The following is a 16107-nucleotide window of genomic DNA, read 5'->3' on the forward strand; positions in this document are numbered from 1 at the left end:
CTGCAGCGGGGGCCTTACTGCAGGTAGCTCTCGACCTGCGGCTCGGGGCGGGGCTGCGCCTCGTCGGGGTCCTCGTCGTACTGGCGCTTGGCCCGCCGCTGCCGCAGCAGGTCCCAGCACTGGTCCAGGTCGGCCTCGAGCTTGCTCATGCGGGTGCGCGTCTCGTCGGTGTGCTCGTCGCTGTCGCGGAGCTTGTGCTCCTCCTCGACCAGCGAGTGGATGCGGTTGAGGATGTCGTTCTCGTCCATGCACGGGTGCTGCCCCCACGCGGGGGCGCGAAACGGTCAGCGGGCGGTCTCCGGCACCCAGCCCTCCACGAACGCGGCCAGGCGGCGGGTGACCGCACCACCGGCGCGACCGAGCGAGAGCAGGGCGGCCCGTTCCAGCGGGATGCGCACGGGCCGCCGGGCGGCCTGCCGGGTGACGACGGCGTGACCCGCGGCCACCAGCTCCGGCCGGGGGCGTGCCAGCTGGGCGCGCACCCGGTCCAGCGCCGCCTCCGTGGGTCCGGCGTTGCCCTCGACCATCGCGGTGACGAAGGCGGGGTCGCTGCCGATGACGCGGGTGCCGTCGCGGAAGCTGCCGGCGCCCAGCGCCAGCGCCAGCGGCCCGGCCTCGGCGGCGGCCGCGGCCAGGGCCGCGGCGAGCAGGTGCGGCACGTGGCTGATCGCGGCGACGGCGTCGTCGTGCTCGGCGGCGGTGACCGGCACGACCTCGGCACCGACGGCCAGCGCGATCTCGGCGACCCGCAGCCAGCGGGGCAGGTCGGTGTCCGGTTCCACGCACAGCGCCCACCGGGCACGGTCGAACAGCGCCGGGTCGACCGCCTCGTGGCCGGAGCGTTCGGTGCCGCACATCGGGTGGCCACCGACGAACCGGCTGCCCAGCGCCGGGGTCAGCGCCTGCAGGACGGGGCCCTTCACCGAGCCGAGGTCGGTGACGGTCGCGCCCGGGTCGATCCGCAGCCCGTCCAGGGCCGTGGTCATGGCCGGGAGCGGGACGGCGAGGACGACCACGCCGGAGAGCTCGCGCGTGATCGTCACCCCGCGGGCGGACGCCGCGTCGCAGGCGGCGGGGTCGGTGTCCCAGCCGGACACGGGGCGGCCGGCGGCGACCAGCGCGGCGGCCAGGGAGCCGCCCAGCTGACCGAGCCCGACGACCGAGACGGGGGGTGCCGGCATGGTCGGCACCGGGAACGAGGGGGCCCGCCCGGCAGCAGCGTTCCCGGCACCTTCGGCATCGGCCATGATCAGAGGCTATGACGCCCGTGCTCCTCCATCCCCACACGCCATGACGCCGCGGTCGTTCCTCCTCACGCAGGAGCTCGCCGACTACGTCCGCGCCTCGTCCGACGCCGTCGACGAGGTGCTGGCCGACCTGATCCGGGAGACGGCGGAGATGGCCGAGCGCGGCGAGGCGCCCGGCACGATGCAGATCGCGCCCGAGCAGGGCGTGCTCATGCGGCTGCTGACCACGGCCCTGGGCGCCCGGACGGCGATCGAGATCGGCACGTTCACCGGCTTCTCCGCGCTCTGCATCGCCCGGGGGCTGCCCGCCGACGGCTCGCTGCTGTGCCTGGACCGCAGCGAGGAGTGGACGGCGGTGGCGCGCCGGTACTGGGAACGCGCCGGTGTGGCGGACCGGATCGAGCTGCGGCTGGGGGACGCGCTGCCCACGCTGCGGGCGCTGCCGGCCGAGCCCGCCTACGACCTGGCGTTCGTCGACGCGGACAAGACCGGCTACGCGGCGTACGTCGACGAGCTCTACCCGCGGCTGCGCCCGAACGGCGTCGTCCTGCTGGACAACACCCTCCGCGACGGGCGCGTGCTGGACCCGCAGGACGAGTCCGACCGGGCCCTGGCCGAGCTGAACACCGCCCTGGCCGCGGACCCCCGGTGGGAGACGGCGCTGCTGCCGCTGGCCGACGGCCTGACCCTGCTCCGCAAGCGATGAGCGCGGTGGACGGCGCGCCTCCCGGCCCGGCCAGCTACGCGGTGCGGGTGTCGCGGGCGGGCGAGCGCTGGCGGGTGGAGCTGCTGGCCGAGGACGCCGGCGACGAGCTGCCGGTCCTGGAGCGGGCACTGGGCGACGTCGGTGCCTGGCCGCCGCCGTTCGTGGTGGTCGTGGACTCCCGGCTGTACTTCGTCGTGCTGCGGCACGGGCCCGGTGGGATGGTCCGGGCGCTGATCTCCGACGCGACGATGCTCGAATGGGTGCTCGCCGCCGAGGTGGTGGAGCGGTACGGGATAGGCGTCGACACCGACGGCGCCTTCGACGACGACGAGAGCGGCTGGCCGGGTGGGGACATGGACGTCTTCGCCGACGACGGACTGCCCGCCGAGGAGCTGAGGACGATCGTGACTGCTGACGACCTGTGGGCCGACGAGATGGTGCAGCGGATCGCCGCACGGCTCGGGTTCGCCGACGAGCTGGCCGCGGCGGTGCACCCGTGACCGGCACCGTGTCGGCGGTGGTCTTCGATCTCGGCGGGGTCATCACCGAGAGCCCGATGATCGCGTTCGCCGCGTACGAGCGAGAGGCCGGGCTGCCCGACGGGCTCATCCGGCAGCTCAACTCCACCGACCCGGACACCAACGCGTGGGCCCGGTTCGAGCGCAACGAGCTGGACGTGCCCGGCTTCTCGGCGGCGTTCGAGGCGGAGGCGGCCGCACTCGGGCACCGGCTGGACGCGAGCCGCGTGCTGGCCGCGCTCCGCGGGGAGGTGCGGCCGGCCATGGTCGAGGCCATCCGCCGGCTGAAGGCGGCCGGGCTGCCGCTGGGGATGGTGTCGAACAACGTCTCCCCGATGGAGCGGGGCGGCCGGATGGACGAGATCCTCGACATGTTCGACGTCATCGTGGAGTCGTCGGTCGAGGGTGTCCGCAAGCCCGAGCCGGAGATCTACCGGCGGGCGCTGGACCGGCTCTCCGACGCCGTCGGCCGGCGGATCGAGGCGAGCGACTGCGCCTACCTGGACGATCTCGGCATCAACCTCAAGCCCGCGCGGGCACTGGGCTTCTCGACCATCAAGGTGGTCGACCCCGACGTCGCGATCGCGGAGCTCTCCGCGCTGGTCGGCTTCCCGCTGGACGGCGCCGCTCGAGCCTCATGACCCTCGACGTCGACGGCGCGATGGGCCGGGCGCTCGAGCTCGCGGCCGCGGCGCAGGAATGGGGCGACACCCCCATCGGCGCCGTCGTCCTCGGGCCGGACGGAGCGGTGCTGGCCGAGGCCGCCAACGAGCGGGAGAAGGTCGGCGACCCCACCGCGCACGCGGAGGTCCTGGCGCTGCGGGCGGCGGCGCGCGTGCACGGCGACGGGTGGCGGCTGACCGGCTGCACGCTGGTGGTCACCCTCGAGCCGTGCACGATGTGCGCGGGCGCCAGCGTGCTGGCCCGGGTCGACCGGGTGGTCTATGGCGCCGACGACCCGAAGGCCGGTGCGGCCGGCTCGCTCTGGGACGTCGTCCGCGACCGGCGGCTCAACCACCGGCCGGAGGTCACCGCCGGCGTCCGCGCCGAGGAGTCCGCCACGCTGCTACGTGCGTTCTTCCGCGCGCACCGGGGCCTGTAGTCTCTTCGGCGGTGGCGTGTCCGAGCGGCCGAAGGAGCACGCCTCGAAAGCGTGTGAGGTTCATAGCCTCCGTGGGTTCAAATCCCACCGCCACCGCAGACGGTTGCCGAGGAACCGAGGCAGCCACGTAGTAGCGGCGAAGCCGCTCCTGGGAGCTCCGACCGACGGGTCGGGGCCCCGGGGGCGGCTTCGCTGCTGTTTCCGGCCCTCTCGTGGACCGGTCCGGGGTCACCGCGGTGCGCGCGCCGGCACGAGCAGTCGCCGTGCACGGGAGCCGCGAGGAACCGGCGTTCGCCCGTCTCAGGCGGGCAGGTCGCTGTCGAGCAGCAGGGTCCCGTCGTCCCCCCGCACGAACGTGAGGCGCTTGCGTTCGGTCTCCGTGCCGTTCGGGCCCCCGACGTAGGTCACGTCGGCGACCGCGGTGGTGTCGGACTCGACCTGGACGTTGGCGACCTGCACGTCCGAGAACTGGTTCCAGAAGAAGGCGAACCGCTGCTCGTAGGGGAACTCGCTGCGGAACCTCGGACTGGTGAGCTGGTAGGCGGTCGGGAGGTCGCCGGGGACCACCGAGAAGAACCGCGTGACCGCAGTGGCAGGGTCCTCCGCCGCGGGGGGCGCCACCTCCGGCGGGGACGGCGGCGCCGGGTCGACCGGGGGTTCCTCCGTGGCGGTGTCCGGGTCGGGCGCCTCGGCGGTCTCGCTCGGCTCCGTCGGGGCCGGCGGGTCCGTGGCGTCCGTCGGGTCCGTGGCGTCCGTCGGTTCGGAGCTGTCCGTGGCGTCCGAGGACGGGGTCGCCGACGTCGAGGCGGCCGTCCGGTCGGACGCCTCGTCGTCCGGACCGAACGCCCAGAACCCCGCCACGACGGCCAGCGCCGCGAGGAGGAGCGCCGCGACCACCCAGAGGCTCCTCCGCCGCGCGGGCGACGCGGGGGCGGGTGCGACGCGGGGGCGGTCGGGGGCCGGGGGATCGGCGGGCGCGGACGTGCTCGGCGGTGGCGCTGCCGGGGGAGGTGCGGCAGGGGGAGGTGCGGCCCGCACCGGCGGCGGGGGGAGGGGCGCCGCCTTCGCCGGTGCGTCGGCCGCCGCGGCTGCTCCCACCGCGGCGGCCCCGACGCCGGCCGCGCCGGCAGCGGCGGCTCCGGCAGCGGCGACCCCGGCTGCCGGGAAGGCCTCGGTGCGCGGCCGGCCGCCGGCCGGGCGCAGGTCGGTGCGGGCCAGGAGCACGGTGGTGGTGTCGCCGCTCCGGCCCGCCGCGAGGCCGGCCAGCTCGTCCCGGACCTCCGCCATCGTCGGCCGGGCCGCCGGGTCGGTGGCCAGCATGCGTGTCAACGGCCCGGTCAGGGAGCCGGCCCGCGCCGGCGGGCGGATCGAGCCGCCGGCCACCTTGTGCAGCATCGCCAGCGCGTTGTCCTCCATGCCGAACGGCGGCTGCCCCTCCAGACACGTGTACAGCGTGGCGCCGAGGGCGAAGACGTCGCTGGCCTCGCCCATCTCGTAGCCCTGGGCGACCTCCGGCGCGAGGAACGCGGGCGTGCCGGTGATCTGGCCGGTCTGGGTGAGGGTGACGTCGCCGTGGGCGTGCGAGATGCCGAAGTCGGTGATCTTGACCAGGCCCTCGATCCGGTCGCCCTGGCCGATGAGGATGTTGGCCGGCTTCACGTCGCGGTGCACGATGCCGGCCGCGTGCGTGGCGGTCAGCGCGTCGGCCACCTGGGCACCGATCTGCGCCACCTGGTCCACCCGCAGCACGCCGTCGGCGGTGACCACCTCGGCCAGGCTGCGGGAGGGCAGGTACTCCATGACCAGCCAGGGCGTCTCGCCCTCCTGGGCGACGTCGTAGACCGAGATCGCGTGCGGATGGCTCAGCCGCGCCGCGATCCGCCCCTCCCGCAGGGCACGCTGCCGCTGCTGGTCGGCCAGCGCCGGGTCGGAGTCGGAGACGAGGACCTGCTTGACCGCGACCTGCCGGCCCAGGAGTTCGTCGCGGGCCAGCCAGACCGCCCCCATGCCACCGCCGCCGATCTGCGATTCCAGGCGGTAGCGCCCGGCGACCAGCCGGCCGGGCGCGGTGAGGGGACGTGACATCGGGAGGTCGGCGGTGGACTGCGGTCAGACGCCCGAGGGCTCCCCGTACCGGCGCACGTACTCCTCCTTGGCGCCCTCGGGCAGGGCGTCGAAGAGGTCGCCGAGCTCGGAGTGCACCGCGGGGTCCAGGTCGTCGAAGATCCGGCCCCAGGTGGGCGGCTCGTCGTAGCTGCGGGTCAGCAGCAGCTCCCAGGCCTGCGACTGCCGGTCGCGCTTCCCGCGCTCGGCGACGAACTCGGAGAGGTAGGAGTCCTTGGCGGCCGCCTTCTCCGCCGAGGTGGCCCCCTCCGGCAGCGCCGCGGCGTCACCGCCCTTGAGGACGCCGACGATCGCCTCGACCACGTCCGGTCGCACCTGCGTGTCCTCGCTCATGTCCGCCTCCTCCTCCGGTCGCCTCCGCGGAGCGTGCCCGGGCCACTGGTTCGTATCCGCACGGGCATGCCCGCAGGTCGGGACACTCAACCACCCCGCCGCCCCCGAACGGTGCCGTGCCGTCGCACCGGCCGAACTTCCCCTCGCCGAGAGCCGTGCCCGGGTCGCCGGGGGCGCCCGGTAGCATCGGAGCCGCAGTTGGAGGATTCGCCTAGTGGCCTATGGCGCTCGCTTGGAAAGCGGGTTGGGGGCAACCCCTCGGGAGTTCGAATCTCCCATCCTCCGCCGCACCGGGCCCGCCCCGTCCCCTCCGGACGGCGGCGGGCCCGTCGCATCCGTGGTGCCGGGCGCCCGCCGGGTGTGCTCTACAGTGGGTCCAGACCCCTCGTGTGGCGTCACCCTGTGAACCTCCCCAGGGCCGGAAGGCAGCAAGGATAAGCGGGCTCTGGCGGGTGCGCGGGGGGTCCCTTTCTTCCCCGGGCCCGTGCGGCCGGACGATGCGCCCGGACCGTCGGAGCGCCTGGGTAACCTCGCCCCGTGGCCCTGGCTCTGTACCGGAAGTACCGCCCGGCGACCTTCGCCGAGGTGGTCGGGCAGGAGCACGTCACCGCGCCGCTGGTGAACGCGGTCGACGGCGGCCGGATCAACCACGCCTATCTCTTCAGCGGCCCGCGCGGCTGCGGCAAGACGTCCTCGGCGCGCATCCTGGCCCGCTCGCTGAACTGCGAGCAGGGGCCCACCTCGACCCCCTGCGGCGTCTGCGGCTCCTGCGTGGCGCTGGCCCCCGACGGCCCGGGCTCGCTCGACGTCATCGAGATCGACGCGGCAAGCCACGGTGGTGTCGACGACGCCCGCGACCTGCGCGAGCGGGCGTTCTTCGCGCCGGTGAACAGTCGCTACAAGGTCTACATCGTCGACGAGGCCCACATGGTGTCCTCGCAGGGCTTCAACGCCCTGCTCAAGGTGGTGGAGGAACCCCCGGAGTTCCTCGTCTTCGTCTTCGCGACGACGGAGCCGGACAAGGTGCTGTCCACCATCCGGTCGCGCACCCACCACTACCCGTTCCGCCTGGTGCCGCCGACGACGCTGCGCGGGCTGCTGGAGAAGACCTGCGCCGCCGAGGGGGTGACGGTCGAGCCGACGGTCTTCCCGCTCGTCGTCCGCGCCGGCGGCGGATCGGTCCGTGACTCCCTGTCCATCCTCGACCAGCTGCTCGCCGGTGCCGGTCCGGAGGGCGTGACCTACAAGACCGCCGTCGGCCTGCTCGGGGTCACCGACGACGCGCTGCTGGACGAGACGATCGACGCGCTGGCCGCGCACGACGCCGCCGGGGTGTTCCGCGCGGTCGACCGGGTGGTCGAGGCCGGGCACGACCCGCGCCGGTTCGCCACCGACCTGCTCGACCGGCTGCGCGACCTGATCGTGCTGGACGCGGTGCCCGACGCCGGTGGCAACGGGCTGCTCGACTCGCCGTCGGACCGGCTGGACCTGATGAGCCAGCAGGCGCAGGCGCTGGGCTCGGCGACGTTGTCGCGCATGGCCGACACCGTGCACGAGGGGCTCACCGAGATGCGGGGGACGACGGCGCCGCGGCTGCTGCTCGAGCTGGTCTGCGCCCGCATGCTGCTGCCGGGCACCGACGGCTCCGCGGTCGCCACGCTGCAGCGGCTCGAGCGCCTCGAGCGGCGGATGTCGATCGCCGGCGAGCACGCCGGCCGGCCGCAGACCGAGGACGCGCCGCAGCAGCCGGCGCGCCCCGCCGAGGCCCGGCCGGCACCGGCGCGTGCGCCCGAGCCCGCGCGTCCGGCGGCCGTGGCGCCGGCGGACGCGCCCGCGCCCGTCCGTGCGGCGCCGGCCGAGCCCGTGCGCCAGCAGCCGGCCGCCGCGGCGACGGGGTACGTCCGTCCCTCGCAGCGCCGTGAGGCTGCTGCGCCGGCGCCCGAGCCCGCACCTCCGGCCGCCGCCCCCGCCGCGGACGACTGGCCCGAGACCGTGCAGCCCGGATCGCGCACCCGGGCGGCCGCGCCCGCTCCGGATGCACCCGCTCCGGCCGCTGCGGCCGGACGGCCCGACGCCAGGTCCGTGCGTCCCGCGACCGACGAGCCGGACATCCCCCTGCCGCCCGAGCCCACCGACGACGAGGACTGGCCGCACCCGGCCCGGCCGGCGGCCGTCCGTGCCGCGGCAGCGCGCGTCGAGGAGCCGGCACCGGCCGCCGCGCCCCGGCCGGCGGCGGAGTCCTCGCCCGTGCCCCGCGGCGGCGAGCCGACGCCGGTGGTGTCGGCCAATCCACCCGAGTCCGAGGGCACGCTGGACACCAGCGACGTCCGGCGGGTGTGGCCCGAGTTGCTGAAGGTGGTCCGCGGCCACAAGCGGACCACCGAGGCGCTGCTCAAGAGCGCCCAGGTGCACGACCTGGCGGGCGGCGTCCTCACGCTGGAGGCGACCTCGCCGGCACTGGCCAAGATGCTGGGCGACGACCTCAACAAGGACGTCCTCCGTGCGTCGCTGCAGGAGCTCCTCGGCGTCCGCTGGAAGGTGCAGGTGGTCGTCGCGGGCGCTGCCGCGCCGGGGCCGCCGGTCAGCCGCGAGGACGCCCGTGAGGCGGCCCGCGCCGCCGAGGCGGCCGAGGCCCGTGAGCTCATGGCCGAGCGGGCGGCGGAGGAGTCGGGGTCGGGGGGCGAGCCGGCGGCCGTCGTCGATCCGGAGCAGGCGGCGCTGTCGCTGCTGCGCACCCAGCTCGGGGCCCGTCCGATCGAGTCCTGAGCCGCTCTCCCGGCGGCGCCCGGGCCGACGGCGGGCGTCCTGTCCCGCGGGCACCAGCCGTCCCGGGAAGAGCCCGGAAGCCGGTGCACGTCGGATCCGCGGCCTACTCTCGAACCATGTTCCCCGGTGGAGGCCAGCCCGACCTGTCTCAGTTGATGAAGCAGGCGCAGGAGATGCAGCAGCAGCTCGTCGCCGCGCAGGAGGAGCTCGCCGCGCGCGAGGTCACCGGCACCGCCGGCGGCGGGCTGGTGTCGGCGACGATGACCGGCAGCGGTGAGCTGACCGCGCTGACGATCGCCCCGGCCGCCGTCGATCCCGACGACCTGGAGACGCTCCAGGACCTCGTGGTCGCCGCGGTCCGCGACGCCAGGCGCGCCGTCGACCAGCTGGCGGCCGACACCATGGGCCCGCTGGCCGGCGGTCTCGGTGGCGGCCCGGGGGGCGGGCTGGGCCTGCCCGGCTTCTGACCGGCACCGCCACACCGCCCAGAGATCGAGGAACACCGTGTACGAGGGCGCCGTCCAGGACCTCATCGACGAGCTCGGCCGCCTCCCCGGCGTCGGGCCCAAGAGCGCGCAGCGGATCGCCTTCCACCTGCTGGCGTCCGAGTCCGCCGACGTCGGCCGGCTGGTCGCCGCGCTGAACCGGGTGCAGGCCGAGGTCCGCTTCTGCGTGACCTGCTACAACGTCGCCGAGGCCGAGCAGTGCCGGATCTGCCGCGACCCGCGCCGCACCGAGGACGTGCTCTGCGTCGTCGAGGAGCCCAAGGACGTCGTGGCCATCGAGCGGACCCGGGAGTTCCGTGGCCGCTACCACGTGCTCGGCGGCGCCATCAGCCCGATCGACGGGGTGGGCCCGGACGACCTGCGGGTCAAGGAGCTGATGACCCGACTGATGAACGGCGCCGTCACCGAGTTGATCATCGCCACCGACCCCAATCTCGAGGGCGAGGCGACCGCCGCCTACCTGGCCCGGCTGGTCGGACCCATGGGGCTGACCGTGAGCCGGCTGGCCAGCGGCCTGCCGGTGGGTGGCGACCTGGAGTACGCCGACGAGGTCACGCTGGGCCGCGCGTTCGAGGGCCGCCGCACCATCACCGCCTGAGCCGCGTCATGGGCACCGCCCGACGACGGCCGCAGGCCGCCATGTGTGCCATGTCACGAGATGGTGTCGATGCAGCCTTCGCCTCGCCGGTACGGGAACGGGCGTCTTAAGGTCCGCTGAACAGTGTGGATCTTCGCGTCCACGACTGCCAGATCCGGATCCCGTCCGGCCCGCAGGGGCTGGGAAGGCAGGTCTTCCGCGATGCATCGTCGCCGCTACACCCGCGCGCTCGCCGCTTCGGCCGCAGCCGTAACCGCGGTCACCCTCTCCGCCTGTGCCTCCAGCGACCGTGACGACTCCGGCGACGGCGCCGACGCCGCCGGCGAAGGCCAGTCCGGCGGCACCCTGGTCTTCGGCGCCGCCGGTGACCCCGCGATGTTCGACCCGGCGTTCGCCAGTGACGGCGAGACCTTCCGGATCGCCCGCCAGATCCACGAGGGGCTGCTGACCAACGAGCCGGGCACCACCGAGCTCGTGCCGGCGCTGGCCGAGGACTGGGAGGTCAGCGAGGACGGTCTGGAGTACACCTTCAACCTGCGCGAGGACGTCCAGTTCCACGACGGGACGGACTTCAACGCCGAGGCGGTGTGCTTCAACTTCGACCGCTGGCACAACTTCGAGGGCCTGGCCCAGAGCCCCAGCGCCTCGTACTACTACCAGGCGGTCTTCGGCGGCTTCGCCGACAGCGACAACCCCGGCATCTACGAGGGCTGCGAGGCGACCGACGAGAACACCGCCGTCGTCAGCTTCAACCAGGTGACCAGCAAGATCCCCGCCGCCCTGTCGCTGCCGGCGTTCTCCATCCAGAGCCCGACGGCGCTGCAGGAGTACGACGCGGACAACCTGTCCGGCAGCGAGGACGCGATCACCTACACCGAGTACGCCCTCGAGCACCCGACCGGCACCGGCCCCTTCAAGTTCGACAGCTGGGACCGCGGCAACGGCGAGGTCACCATCGTCCGCAACGAGGACTACTGGGGCGAGCAGGCGCTGCTCGACGAGATCATCTTCCGCACCATCCCCGACGGGAACACCCGCCGGCAGGAGCTGCAGGCCGGCACCATCGACGGCTACGACTTCGTCGCGCCCGCCGACTACGACACGCTGGAGGACGCGGATGCACAGGTCCTCGTCCGCGAACCGTTCAACATCCTGTACCTGGGGTTCAACGGCGGGAACGTCCCCGGGACGGCCGCCAACCCGGCGCTGCAGGACGAGCGGGTGCGCCAGGCGATCGCCCACGCGATCGACCGGCAGACCATCGCCAACTCGCTGCTCCCCGAGGGGGCGGAGGTGGCCACTCAGTTCATGCCGCCGACCGTCGACGGCTGGGCCGACGACGTGACCACCTACGAGTACGACCCCGAGCGGGCCCGTGAGCTGCTCGCCGAGGCCGGTCAGCAGAACCTCACCCTGCGGTTCTACTACCCGACCGACGTCAGCCGGCCGTACCTGCCGGACCCGGCCGCGATGTACCAGGTGATCAGCGAGGACCTGCAGGAGGTCGGCATCACCATCGAGCCGACCGCGCTGCAGTGGAACCCGGACTACCTGCAGGCGGTCCAGTCCGGTCAGGCCGACATCCACCTGCTCGGCTGGACCGGCGACTACAACGACGCCTACAACTTCATCGGCACGTTCTTCGCCGAGGACCAGAACAACCAGGCGTCCGCGGAGTTCGGCGCGTTCAGCGCTCCGGAGATCTTCGCGGCGCTGGCCGAGGCCGACGCCGAGCCGGAGCCGTCCGAGCGGACGGAGCTCTACGAGGAGGCCAACCGGCTGATCATGGACTACCTGCCCGGTGTCCCGATCACGCACTCGCCCCCGGCGCTCGTGGTCGCCGAGAACGTGCAGGGTCTCGAGCCCAGCCCCCTGACCGCCGAGGACTTCTCCACGGTCTACCTGGAGGACTGAGCCGGTACCCCTCGACCGCGCCGGTGGTGGCATGATGCCGCCGCCGGCGCGGTCGCCCGTCCGGGGTCGGAGGCGACCAGGACCGAGCTGTCCGGAAAGGCTGACGCGACCACGTGCTCCGCTTCATCGTCCAGCGGCTACTCCAGCTGATCCCGATCCTGCTCGGGCTGTCCGTGCTGCTCTTCGCCTGGCTGCGGGCCCTGCCCGGCGGCCCGGCGCAGGCCGCGCTCGGCGAGCGGGCGACTCCCGAGGCGATCGCCCAGTACAACGAGCTGTTCGGCCTCGACGAGCCGCTCTACGTCCAGTACCTGCGCTTCCTCGGCCGGGCGCTGACCCTCGACTTCGGAAACTCCACCCAGTACGGCCGCCCGGTCACAGAGGTCTTCCTCGAGCGGTTCCCGGGCACCATCGAGCTGACCCTCGTCGCGATGGTCTTCGCGATCGGCGTGGGCATCCCGCTGGGCTACCTCGCCGCCCGCCGGCACGGCAGCTTCCTCGACTCGGCGTCCGTCGTCGGCTCGTTGCTGGGCGTCGCGATCCCGGTCTTCTTCCTCGCCTACCTGCTCCGGCTGGCCTTCGCCGTCGAGCTCGGCTGGCTGCCCGGCTCCGGCCGGCAGGACGTGCGCATCGACGCCACCCGGATCACCAACTTCTACGTCCTCGACGGGATCCTGACCCGGGAGTGGGACGCCGCCTGGGACGCCGTGCTGCACCTCGTCCTGCCGGCCATCGCGCTCGGGACCATCCCGCTGGCGATCATCGTGCGGATCACCCGGGCGTCGGTCCTGGACGTGGTCAACGAGGACTACGTGCGGACGGCGAACGCGAAGGGCCTGGCGACGGCGACCGTCCGGCGCCGGCACATCGTCCGCAACGCTCTGCTCCCGGTGTCGACGACGATCGGGCTGCAGACCGGGCTCCTGCTGTCCGGCGCGGTGCTGACCGAGACCGTGTTCGCGTTCGGTGGGGTCGGTCTGGCTCTCCGGGACGCGATCACCTACCGGGACTTCGCCGTGCTCCAGGGCTTCATCCTGCTGCTCGCCGTGGTGTACGTGCTGGTGAACCTGCTGGTCGACATCTCCTACGGTCTCCTGGACCCGAGAGTGAGAGTTCGATGAAGCTTGCGGAATCGAACCGGGGTGCGCAGCGGTGACCGCGGTGGGGGACGTCCGCCGGAGGCGGATCGACGAGCTGGCGGCTCAGGCGGGGGCGATCCCGGAGGGCGACGGCGGGCTCTCGCTGACGCGCAGCGCCTTCAACCGGCTGCGGCGCGACCCGGTCGCCATCATCGGCGCGGTCATCGTGCTGATCTTCCTGGTGGTGGCCGCGTTCGCCCCGCTGCTGGCCCCCAAGGATCCGGTGACGCAGTACCTGCTCTCGGAGATCCGCCCGGGGCAGATCCCCGGCCCGCGGGAGGGCTTCCCGCTCGGGGTGGACAACCTCGGCCGGGATCTGCTCTCCCGGCTGATCTACGGATCGCGTCAGTCGTTGCTGATCGGCGTCGTGTCCACCGTCCTCGGGCTGATCGTCGGCATGACGCTGGGGGTGCTCGCCGGTGCCTTCGGCGGGTGGGTCGACACCGTCGTCATGCGGTTCGTCGACATCATCCTGTCGATCCCGGGCCTGCTCATGGCGATCACCGTCTCGGTGCTCCTCGGGCAGAACCAGTACTCGCTGATGATCGCCATCGCCGTCGTCCAGGTGCCGGTCTTCGCCCGGCTGTTGCGGGGATCGATGCTCGCCCAGCGGAACAGCGACTACGCCGTCGCGGCGCGGGCGCTGGGCGTGAAGAAGGCCCGCATCGTGTTCGGGCACGTGCTGCCCAACTCGCTGTCGCCGGTGATCGTCCAGGCGACGCTGTCGCTCGCGACCGCGATCATCGAGGCGGCGGCGCTGTCGTTCCTGGGCCTGGGCGACCCCGACATCGCCCGCCCGGAGTGGGGGGCGATGCTCGCCAACGCGCAGGCCTTCCTCTCCGTCCGTCCGTGGCTGGCCATCTGGCCCGCGCTCTGCATCATCGTGGTGGCCCTCGGCTTCACGCTGCTCGGTGAGCGGCTGCGCGAGGCCCTCGACCCGAAGTTCCGGAGGTGAGCGCCCTGTGACGATCCCGAACGCTCCGGTCCTCGAGGTCGACGAGCTCACGGTCACCTTCACGCGCAAGGGAGAGGCCGGGACCCGCGCCGTCGACGGGGTCAGCTTCTCGGTCGCTCCGGGAGAGACGATCGGCCTGGTCGGCGAGTCCGGCTGCGGCAAGTCGGTGACCTCGCTGGCCGTCATGGGGCTGCTGCCCAAGCGCGGCGTGCAGGTCGGCGGCTCCGTGCGCTTCGACGGCCAGGAACTCGTCGGTGCAGGCGACGAGGTGCTGCGCCGCATGCGCGGCGCCGACATGGCCATGGTCTTCCAGGACCCGCTGTCCTCGCTCAACCCCACCGTGCCGATCGGCACCCAGGTCACCGAGGTGCTCCTCGAGCACCGCGACATGGACCGCACGCAGGCCTCGCGGGAGGCCGTCGAGCTGCTGGACAAGGTCGGCATCCCCGACCCGCAGCGGCGGCTCAAGGAGTACCCCCACCAGCTCTCCGGCGGTATGCGGCAGCGCGCGCTGATCGCGATGTCCCTGGCCTGCTCGCCGCGGCTGCTCATCGCCGACGAACCCACCACCGCGCTCGACGTCACCATCCAGGCCCAGATCCTCGAGCTGCTGAAGGAGCTCGTCGTCGACAGCGGGACGGCGCTGGTGATGATCACGCACGACCTCGGCGTCGTCGCCGGGCTGTGCGACCGCGTGCACGTCATGTACGCGGGGAAGATCATCGAGACCGCGGACCGGCACGAACTCTTCGCCCGGCCGAGGCAGCCCTACACCGGTGGCCTGCTGGCCTCGGTGCCCCGCCTGGACGCCAGCCGCGGGACGCCGCTGACGCCCATCCGGGGCTCGGCCCGCGACGCCATTCCGTGGTCCCAGGGCTGCGCCTTCGCACCGCGGTGCGACAACGCCGAGGACGACTGCCTGACCGAGGTGTCCGGCAGCATCGTGCCGCTGGAGTACGACGGGCCGGGGCGTGAGCTGCGCTGCCGGCACCCGCTGGAGTACCCGGCGTCCCGATCCGGCGCCACCGCGTCCGGAGCCGTCCGATGACCGCTGACGCGCCGGCACCGCGCACGCCGGGCGAGGGGCCGCTGCTGCAGGTCCGGGGCCTGAAGGTGCACTTCCCGATCAAGCGGGGGATCGTCTTCGACCGGACCGTCGGCCACGTCCGGGCCGTGGACGGCGTCGACCTCACCATCGAGCGGGGCGCCACCTACGGGCTGGTGGGTGAGTCCGGCTGCGGCAAGTCGACGCTCGGCCGGGCGATCCTGCGCCTGGAGGAGCCGACTGCCGGCGAGGTGATCTTCGACGGCACCGACGTGGCCTCGCTCAAGGGTGAACCGCTGCGGCACATGCGCCAGCGCATGCAGATGGTGTTCCAGGACCCGCTGGGCAGCCTCGACCCGCGGCAGAACGTCGAGTCGCTGCTGTCCGAACCGCTGCGCGCCCACGGTCTCGGTGGCGGCAAGGCCGGTATCGCCGAGAAGATCCGCACCCTGCTGGACGCGGTCGGCCTGCCGTCGGCCGCGCTGCGGCGGTACCCGCACGAGTTCTCCGGCGGCCAGCGGCAGCGCATCGGCATCGCCCGCGCCGTCGCGCTCGAGCCGGATCTGCTCATCGCCGACGAGCCGGTCTCGGCGCTGGACGTCAGCGTCCAGGCCCAGGTGCTCAACCTGCTGGAGGAACTGCAGGAACGGCTCGGCCTGACCTACCTGGTCATCGCCCACGACCTCGCCGTGGTGCGGCACATCAGCGACGTCGTCGGGGTCATGTACCTCGGCTCGCTGGTCGAGCAGGCACCTGCCGACGACCTGTACGAGCAGCCGCTGCACCCCTACACCCGGTCCCTGATGAGCGCCGTCCCCGTGCCGGACCCGGTCGTGGAGGAGACGCGCGAGCGGATCCTGCTCGCCGGTGACCTGCCGTCGCCGGCCAACCCGCCCAGCGGGTGCCGGTTCCACACCCGCTGCCCGTGGCGGCAGGCGACCCGGTGCGACGACGAGGTGCCGGTGCTGCGGGAACTCGCCCCCGCTCGGCTGGTCAGCTGCCACTGGGCCGAGGAGATCCGGGACGGCGTCCTGCACCCGAAGTCGCCCGAGGAGGTCGCGGCGTCCATGGGCGCCTCGGTGCGGGCCCCCGGTGCGGAGAACCCGGAGACCGATGCGCTGGTGCAGGGCGTGGATCAGCCCATCGAGCGGAGGTAG

The 16107-nt window shown here is 73.5% G+C and carries 16 protein-coding genes, 2 tRNA genes and 1 other RNA gene; 15 read left to right on the top strand and 4 right to left on the bottom strand.

From position 1 onward, the window contains the following. Positions 1 to 14 precede the first annotated feature (14 nt). Together ACI793_RS01160 and ACI793_RS01165 are read right to left on the bottom strand one after the other, a co-directional pair. Positions 15 to 248: a DUF2630 family protein gene (locus ACI793_RS01160; RefSeq protein WP_456604532.1), complete on the bottom strand. Its 234-nt coding sequence runs from the start codon at positions 246 to 248 to the stop codon at positions 15 to 17. 36 nt (positions 249 to 284) lie between these two features. After that, positions 285 to 1247 (bottom strand): prephenate dehydrogenase, encoded by a 963-nt coding sequence (locus tag ACI793_RS01165; RefSeq protein ID WP_456604533.1) that lies wholly within the window; start codon positions 1245 to 1247, stop codon positions 285 to 287. A 43-nt stretch (positions 1248 to 1290) separates the two neighbouring features. Between ACI793_RS01165 and ACI793_RS01170 the strand changes: the two genes are divergently transcribed. The 5 genes from ACI793_RS01170 to ACI793_RS01190 all read left to right on the top strand — a co-directional run bounded on the left by ACI793_RS01170 (position 1291) and on the right by ACI793_RS01190 (position 3669). Next, the gene (locus ACI793_RS01170; RefSeq protein ID WP_456604534.1) at positions 1291 to 1953 is read left to right on the top strand and encodes an O-methyltransferase; all 663 of its coding nucleotides are present in this window, start codon (positions 1291 to 1293) and stop codon (positions 1951 to 1953) included. After that, the gene (locus ACI793_RS01175; RefSeq protein ID WP_456604535.1) at positions 1950 to 2453 is read left to right on the top strand and encodes a tRNA adenosine deaminase-associated protein; all 504 of its coding nucleotides are present in this window, start codon (positions 1950 to 1952) and stop codon (positions 2451 to 2453) included. The genes ACI793_RS01170 and ACI793_RS01175 overlap by 4 nt, the downstream gene beginning before the upstream one ends. Continuing rightward, on the top strand, positions 2450 to 3112 hold the full coding sequence (locus tag ACI793_RS01180) for an HAD-IA family hydrolase (protein ID WP_456604536.1): 663 nt from the start codon (positions 2450 to 2452) through the stop codon (positions 3110 to 3112). Before ACI793_RS01175 ends, ACI793_RS01180 begins: the two co-directional genes overlap by 4 nt. Further along, on the top strand, positions 3109 to 3573 hold the full coding sequence (locus ACI793_RS01185; protein ID WP_456604537.1) for a nucleoside deaminase: 465 nt from the start codon (positions 3109 to 3111) through the stop codon (positions 3571 to 3573). Before ACI793_RS01180 ends, ACI793_RS01185 begins: the two co-directional genes overlap by 4 nt. 10 nt (positions 3574 to 3583) lie before the next feature. After that, positions 3584 to 3669: transfer RNA gene (locus ACI793_RS01190), tRNA-Ser, on the top strand. A gap of 204 nt (positions 3670 to 3873) precedes the next feature. On the opposite strand, the gene ACI793_RS01195 is transcribed toward ACI793_RS01190, so the two are convergent. Together ACI793_RS01195 and ACI793_RS01200 are read right to left on the bottom strand one after the other, a co-directional pair. Continuing rightward, positions 3874 to 5658, bottom strand: a complete 1785-nt coding sequence (locus tag ACI793_RS01195) for a serine/threonine-protein kinase (protein ID WP_456604538.1) — start codon at positions 5656 to 5658, stop codon at positions 3874 to 3876. A gap of 24 nt (positions 5659 to 5682) precedes the next feature. Next, complete coding sequence (locus ACI793_RS01200; RefSeq protein WP_311346241.1) at positions 5683 to 6030, bottom strand: hypothetical protein; 348 nt, start codon at positions 6028 to 6030, stop codon at positions 5683 to 5685. A gap of 200 nt (positions 6031 to 6230) precedes the next feature. Here ACI793_RS01200 and ACI793_RS01205 point away from each other — a divergent pair. The 10 genes from ACI793_RS01205 (at position 6231) to ACI793_RS01250 (ending at position 16107) form a co-directional block, all read left to right on the top strand. Beyond that, a tRNA-Ser gene (locus ACI793_RS01205) sits at positions 6231 to 6315 on the top strand. A gap of 91 nt (positions 6316 to 6406) precedes the next feature. Beyond that, positions 6407 to 6502, top strand: an RNA gene (gene ffs, locus ACI793_RS01210) — signal recognition particle sRNA small type. Between the two features lie 65 nt (positions 6503 to 6567). Then, entirely contained in the window at positions 6568 to 8796 is a 2229-nt protein-coding gene (locus ACI793_RS01215) for a DNA polymerase III subunit gamma and tau (protein WP_456604539.1), read from the top strand. A 116-nt stretch (positions 8797 to 8912) separates the two neighbouring features. After that, positions 8913 to 9263 (top strand): YbaB/EbfC family nucleoid-associated protein, encoded by a 351-nt coding sequence (locus ACI793_RS01220; protein ID WP_456604540.1) that lies wholly within the window; start codon positions 8913 to 8915, stop codon positions 9261 to 9263. Between the two features lie 37 nt (positions 9264 to 9300). Beyond that, positions 9301 to 9900: a recombination mediator RecR gene (gene recR / locus ACI793_RS01225; protein ID WP_311346244.1), complete on the top strand. Its 600-nt coding sequence runs from the start codon at positions 9301 to 9303 to the stop codon at positions 9898 to 9900. Between the two features lie 201 nt (positions 9901 to 10101). Next, on the top strand, positions 10102 to 11814 hold the full coding sequence (locus tag ACI793_RS01230; RefSeq protein ID WP_456604541.1) for an ABC transporter substrate-binding protein: 1713 nt from the start codon (positions 10102 to 10104) through the stop codon (positions 11812 to 11814). 113 nt (positions 11815 to 11927) lie between these two features. Continuing rightward, entirely contained in the window at positions 11928 to 12932 is a 1005-nt protein-coding gene (locus tag ACI793_RS01235) for an ABC transporter permease (protein ID WP_456604542.1), read from the top strand. Between the two features lie 31 nt (positions 12933 to 12963). Further along, on the top strand, positions 12964 to 13905 hold the full coding sequence (locus ACI793_RS01240; protein WP_456604543.1) for an ABC transporter permease: 942 nt from the start codon (positions 12964 to 12966) through the stop codon (positions 13903 to 13905). Positions 13906 to 13912: 7 nt separating this feature from the next. After that, positions 13913 to 14953: an ABC transporter ATP-binding protein gene (locus ACI793_RS01245; RefSeq protein WP_456604544.1), complete on the top strand. Its 1041-nt coding sequence runs from the start codon at positions 13913 to 13915 to the stop codon at positions 14951 to 14953. Continuing rightward, positions 14950 to 16107 carry an ABC transporter ATP-binding protein gene (locus ACI793_RS01250; protein WP_456604545.1) on the top strand — a complete coding sequence of 386 codons (1158 nt, stop codon included), beginning with the start codon at positions 14950 to 14952 and terminating at the stop codon, positions 16105 to 16107. The genes ACI793_RS01245 and ACI793_RS01250 overlap by 4 nt, the downstream gene beginning before the upstream one ends.

The sequence above is a fragment of the Blastococcus sp. SYSU DS0617 genome, assembly GCF_054051075.1.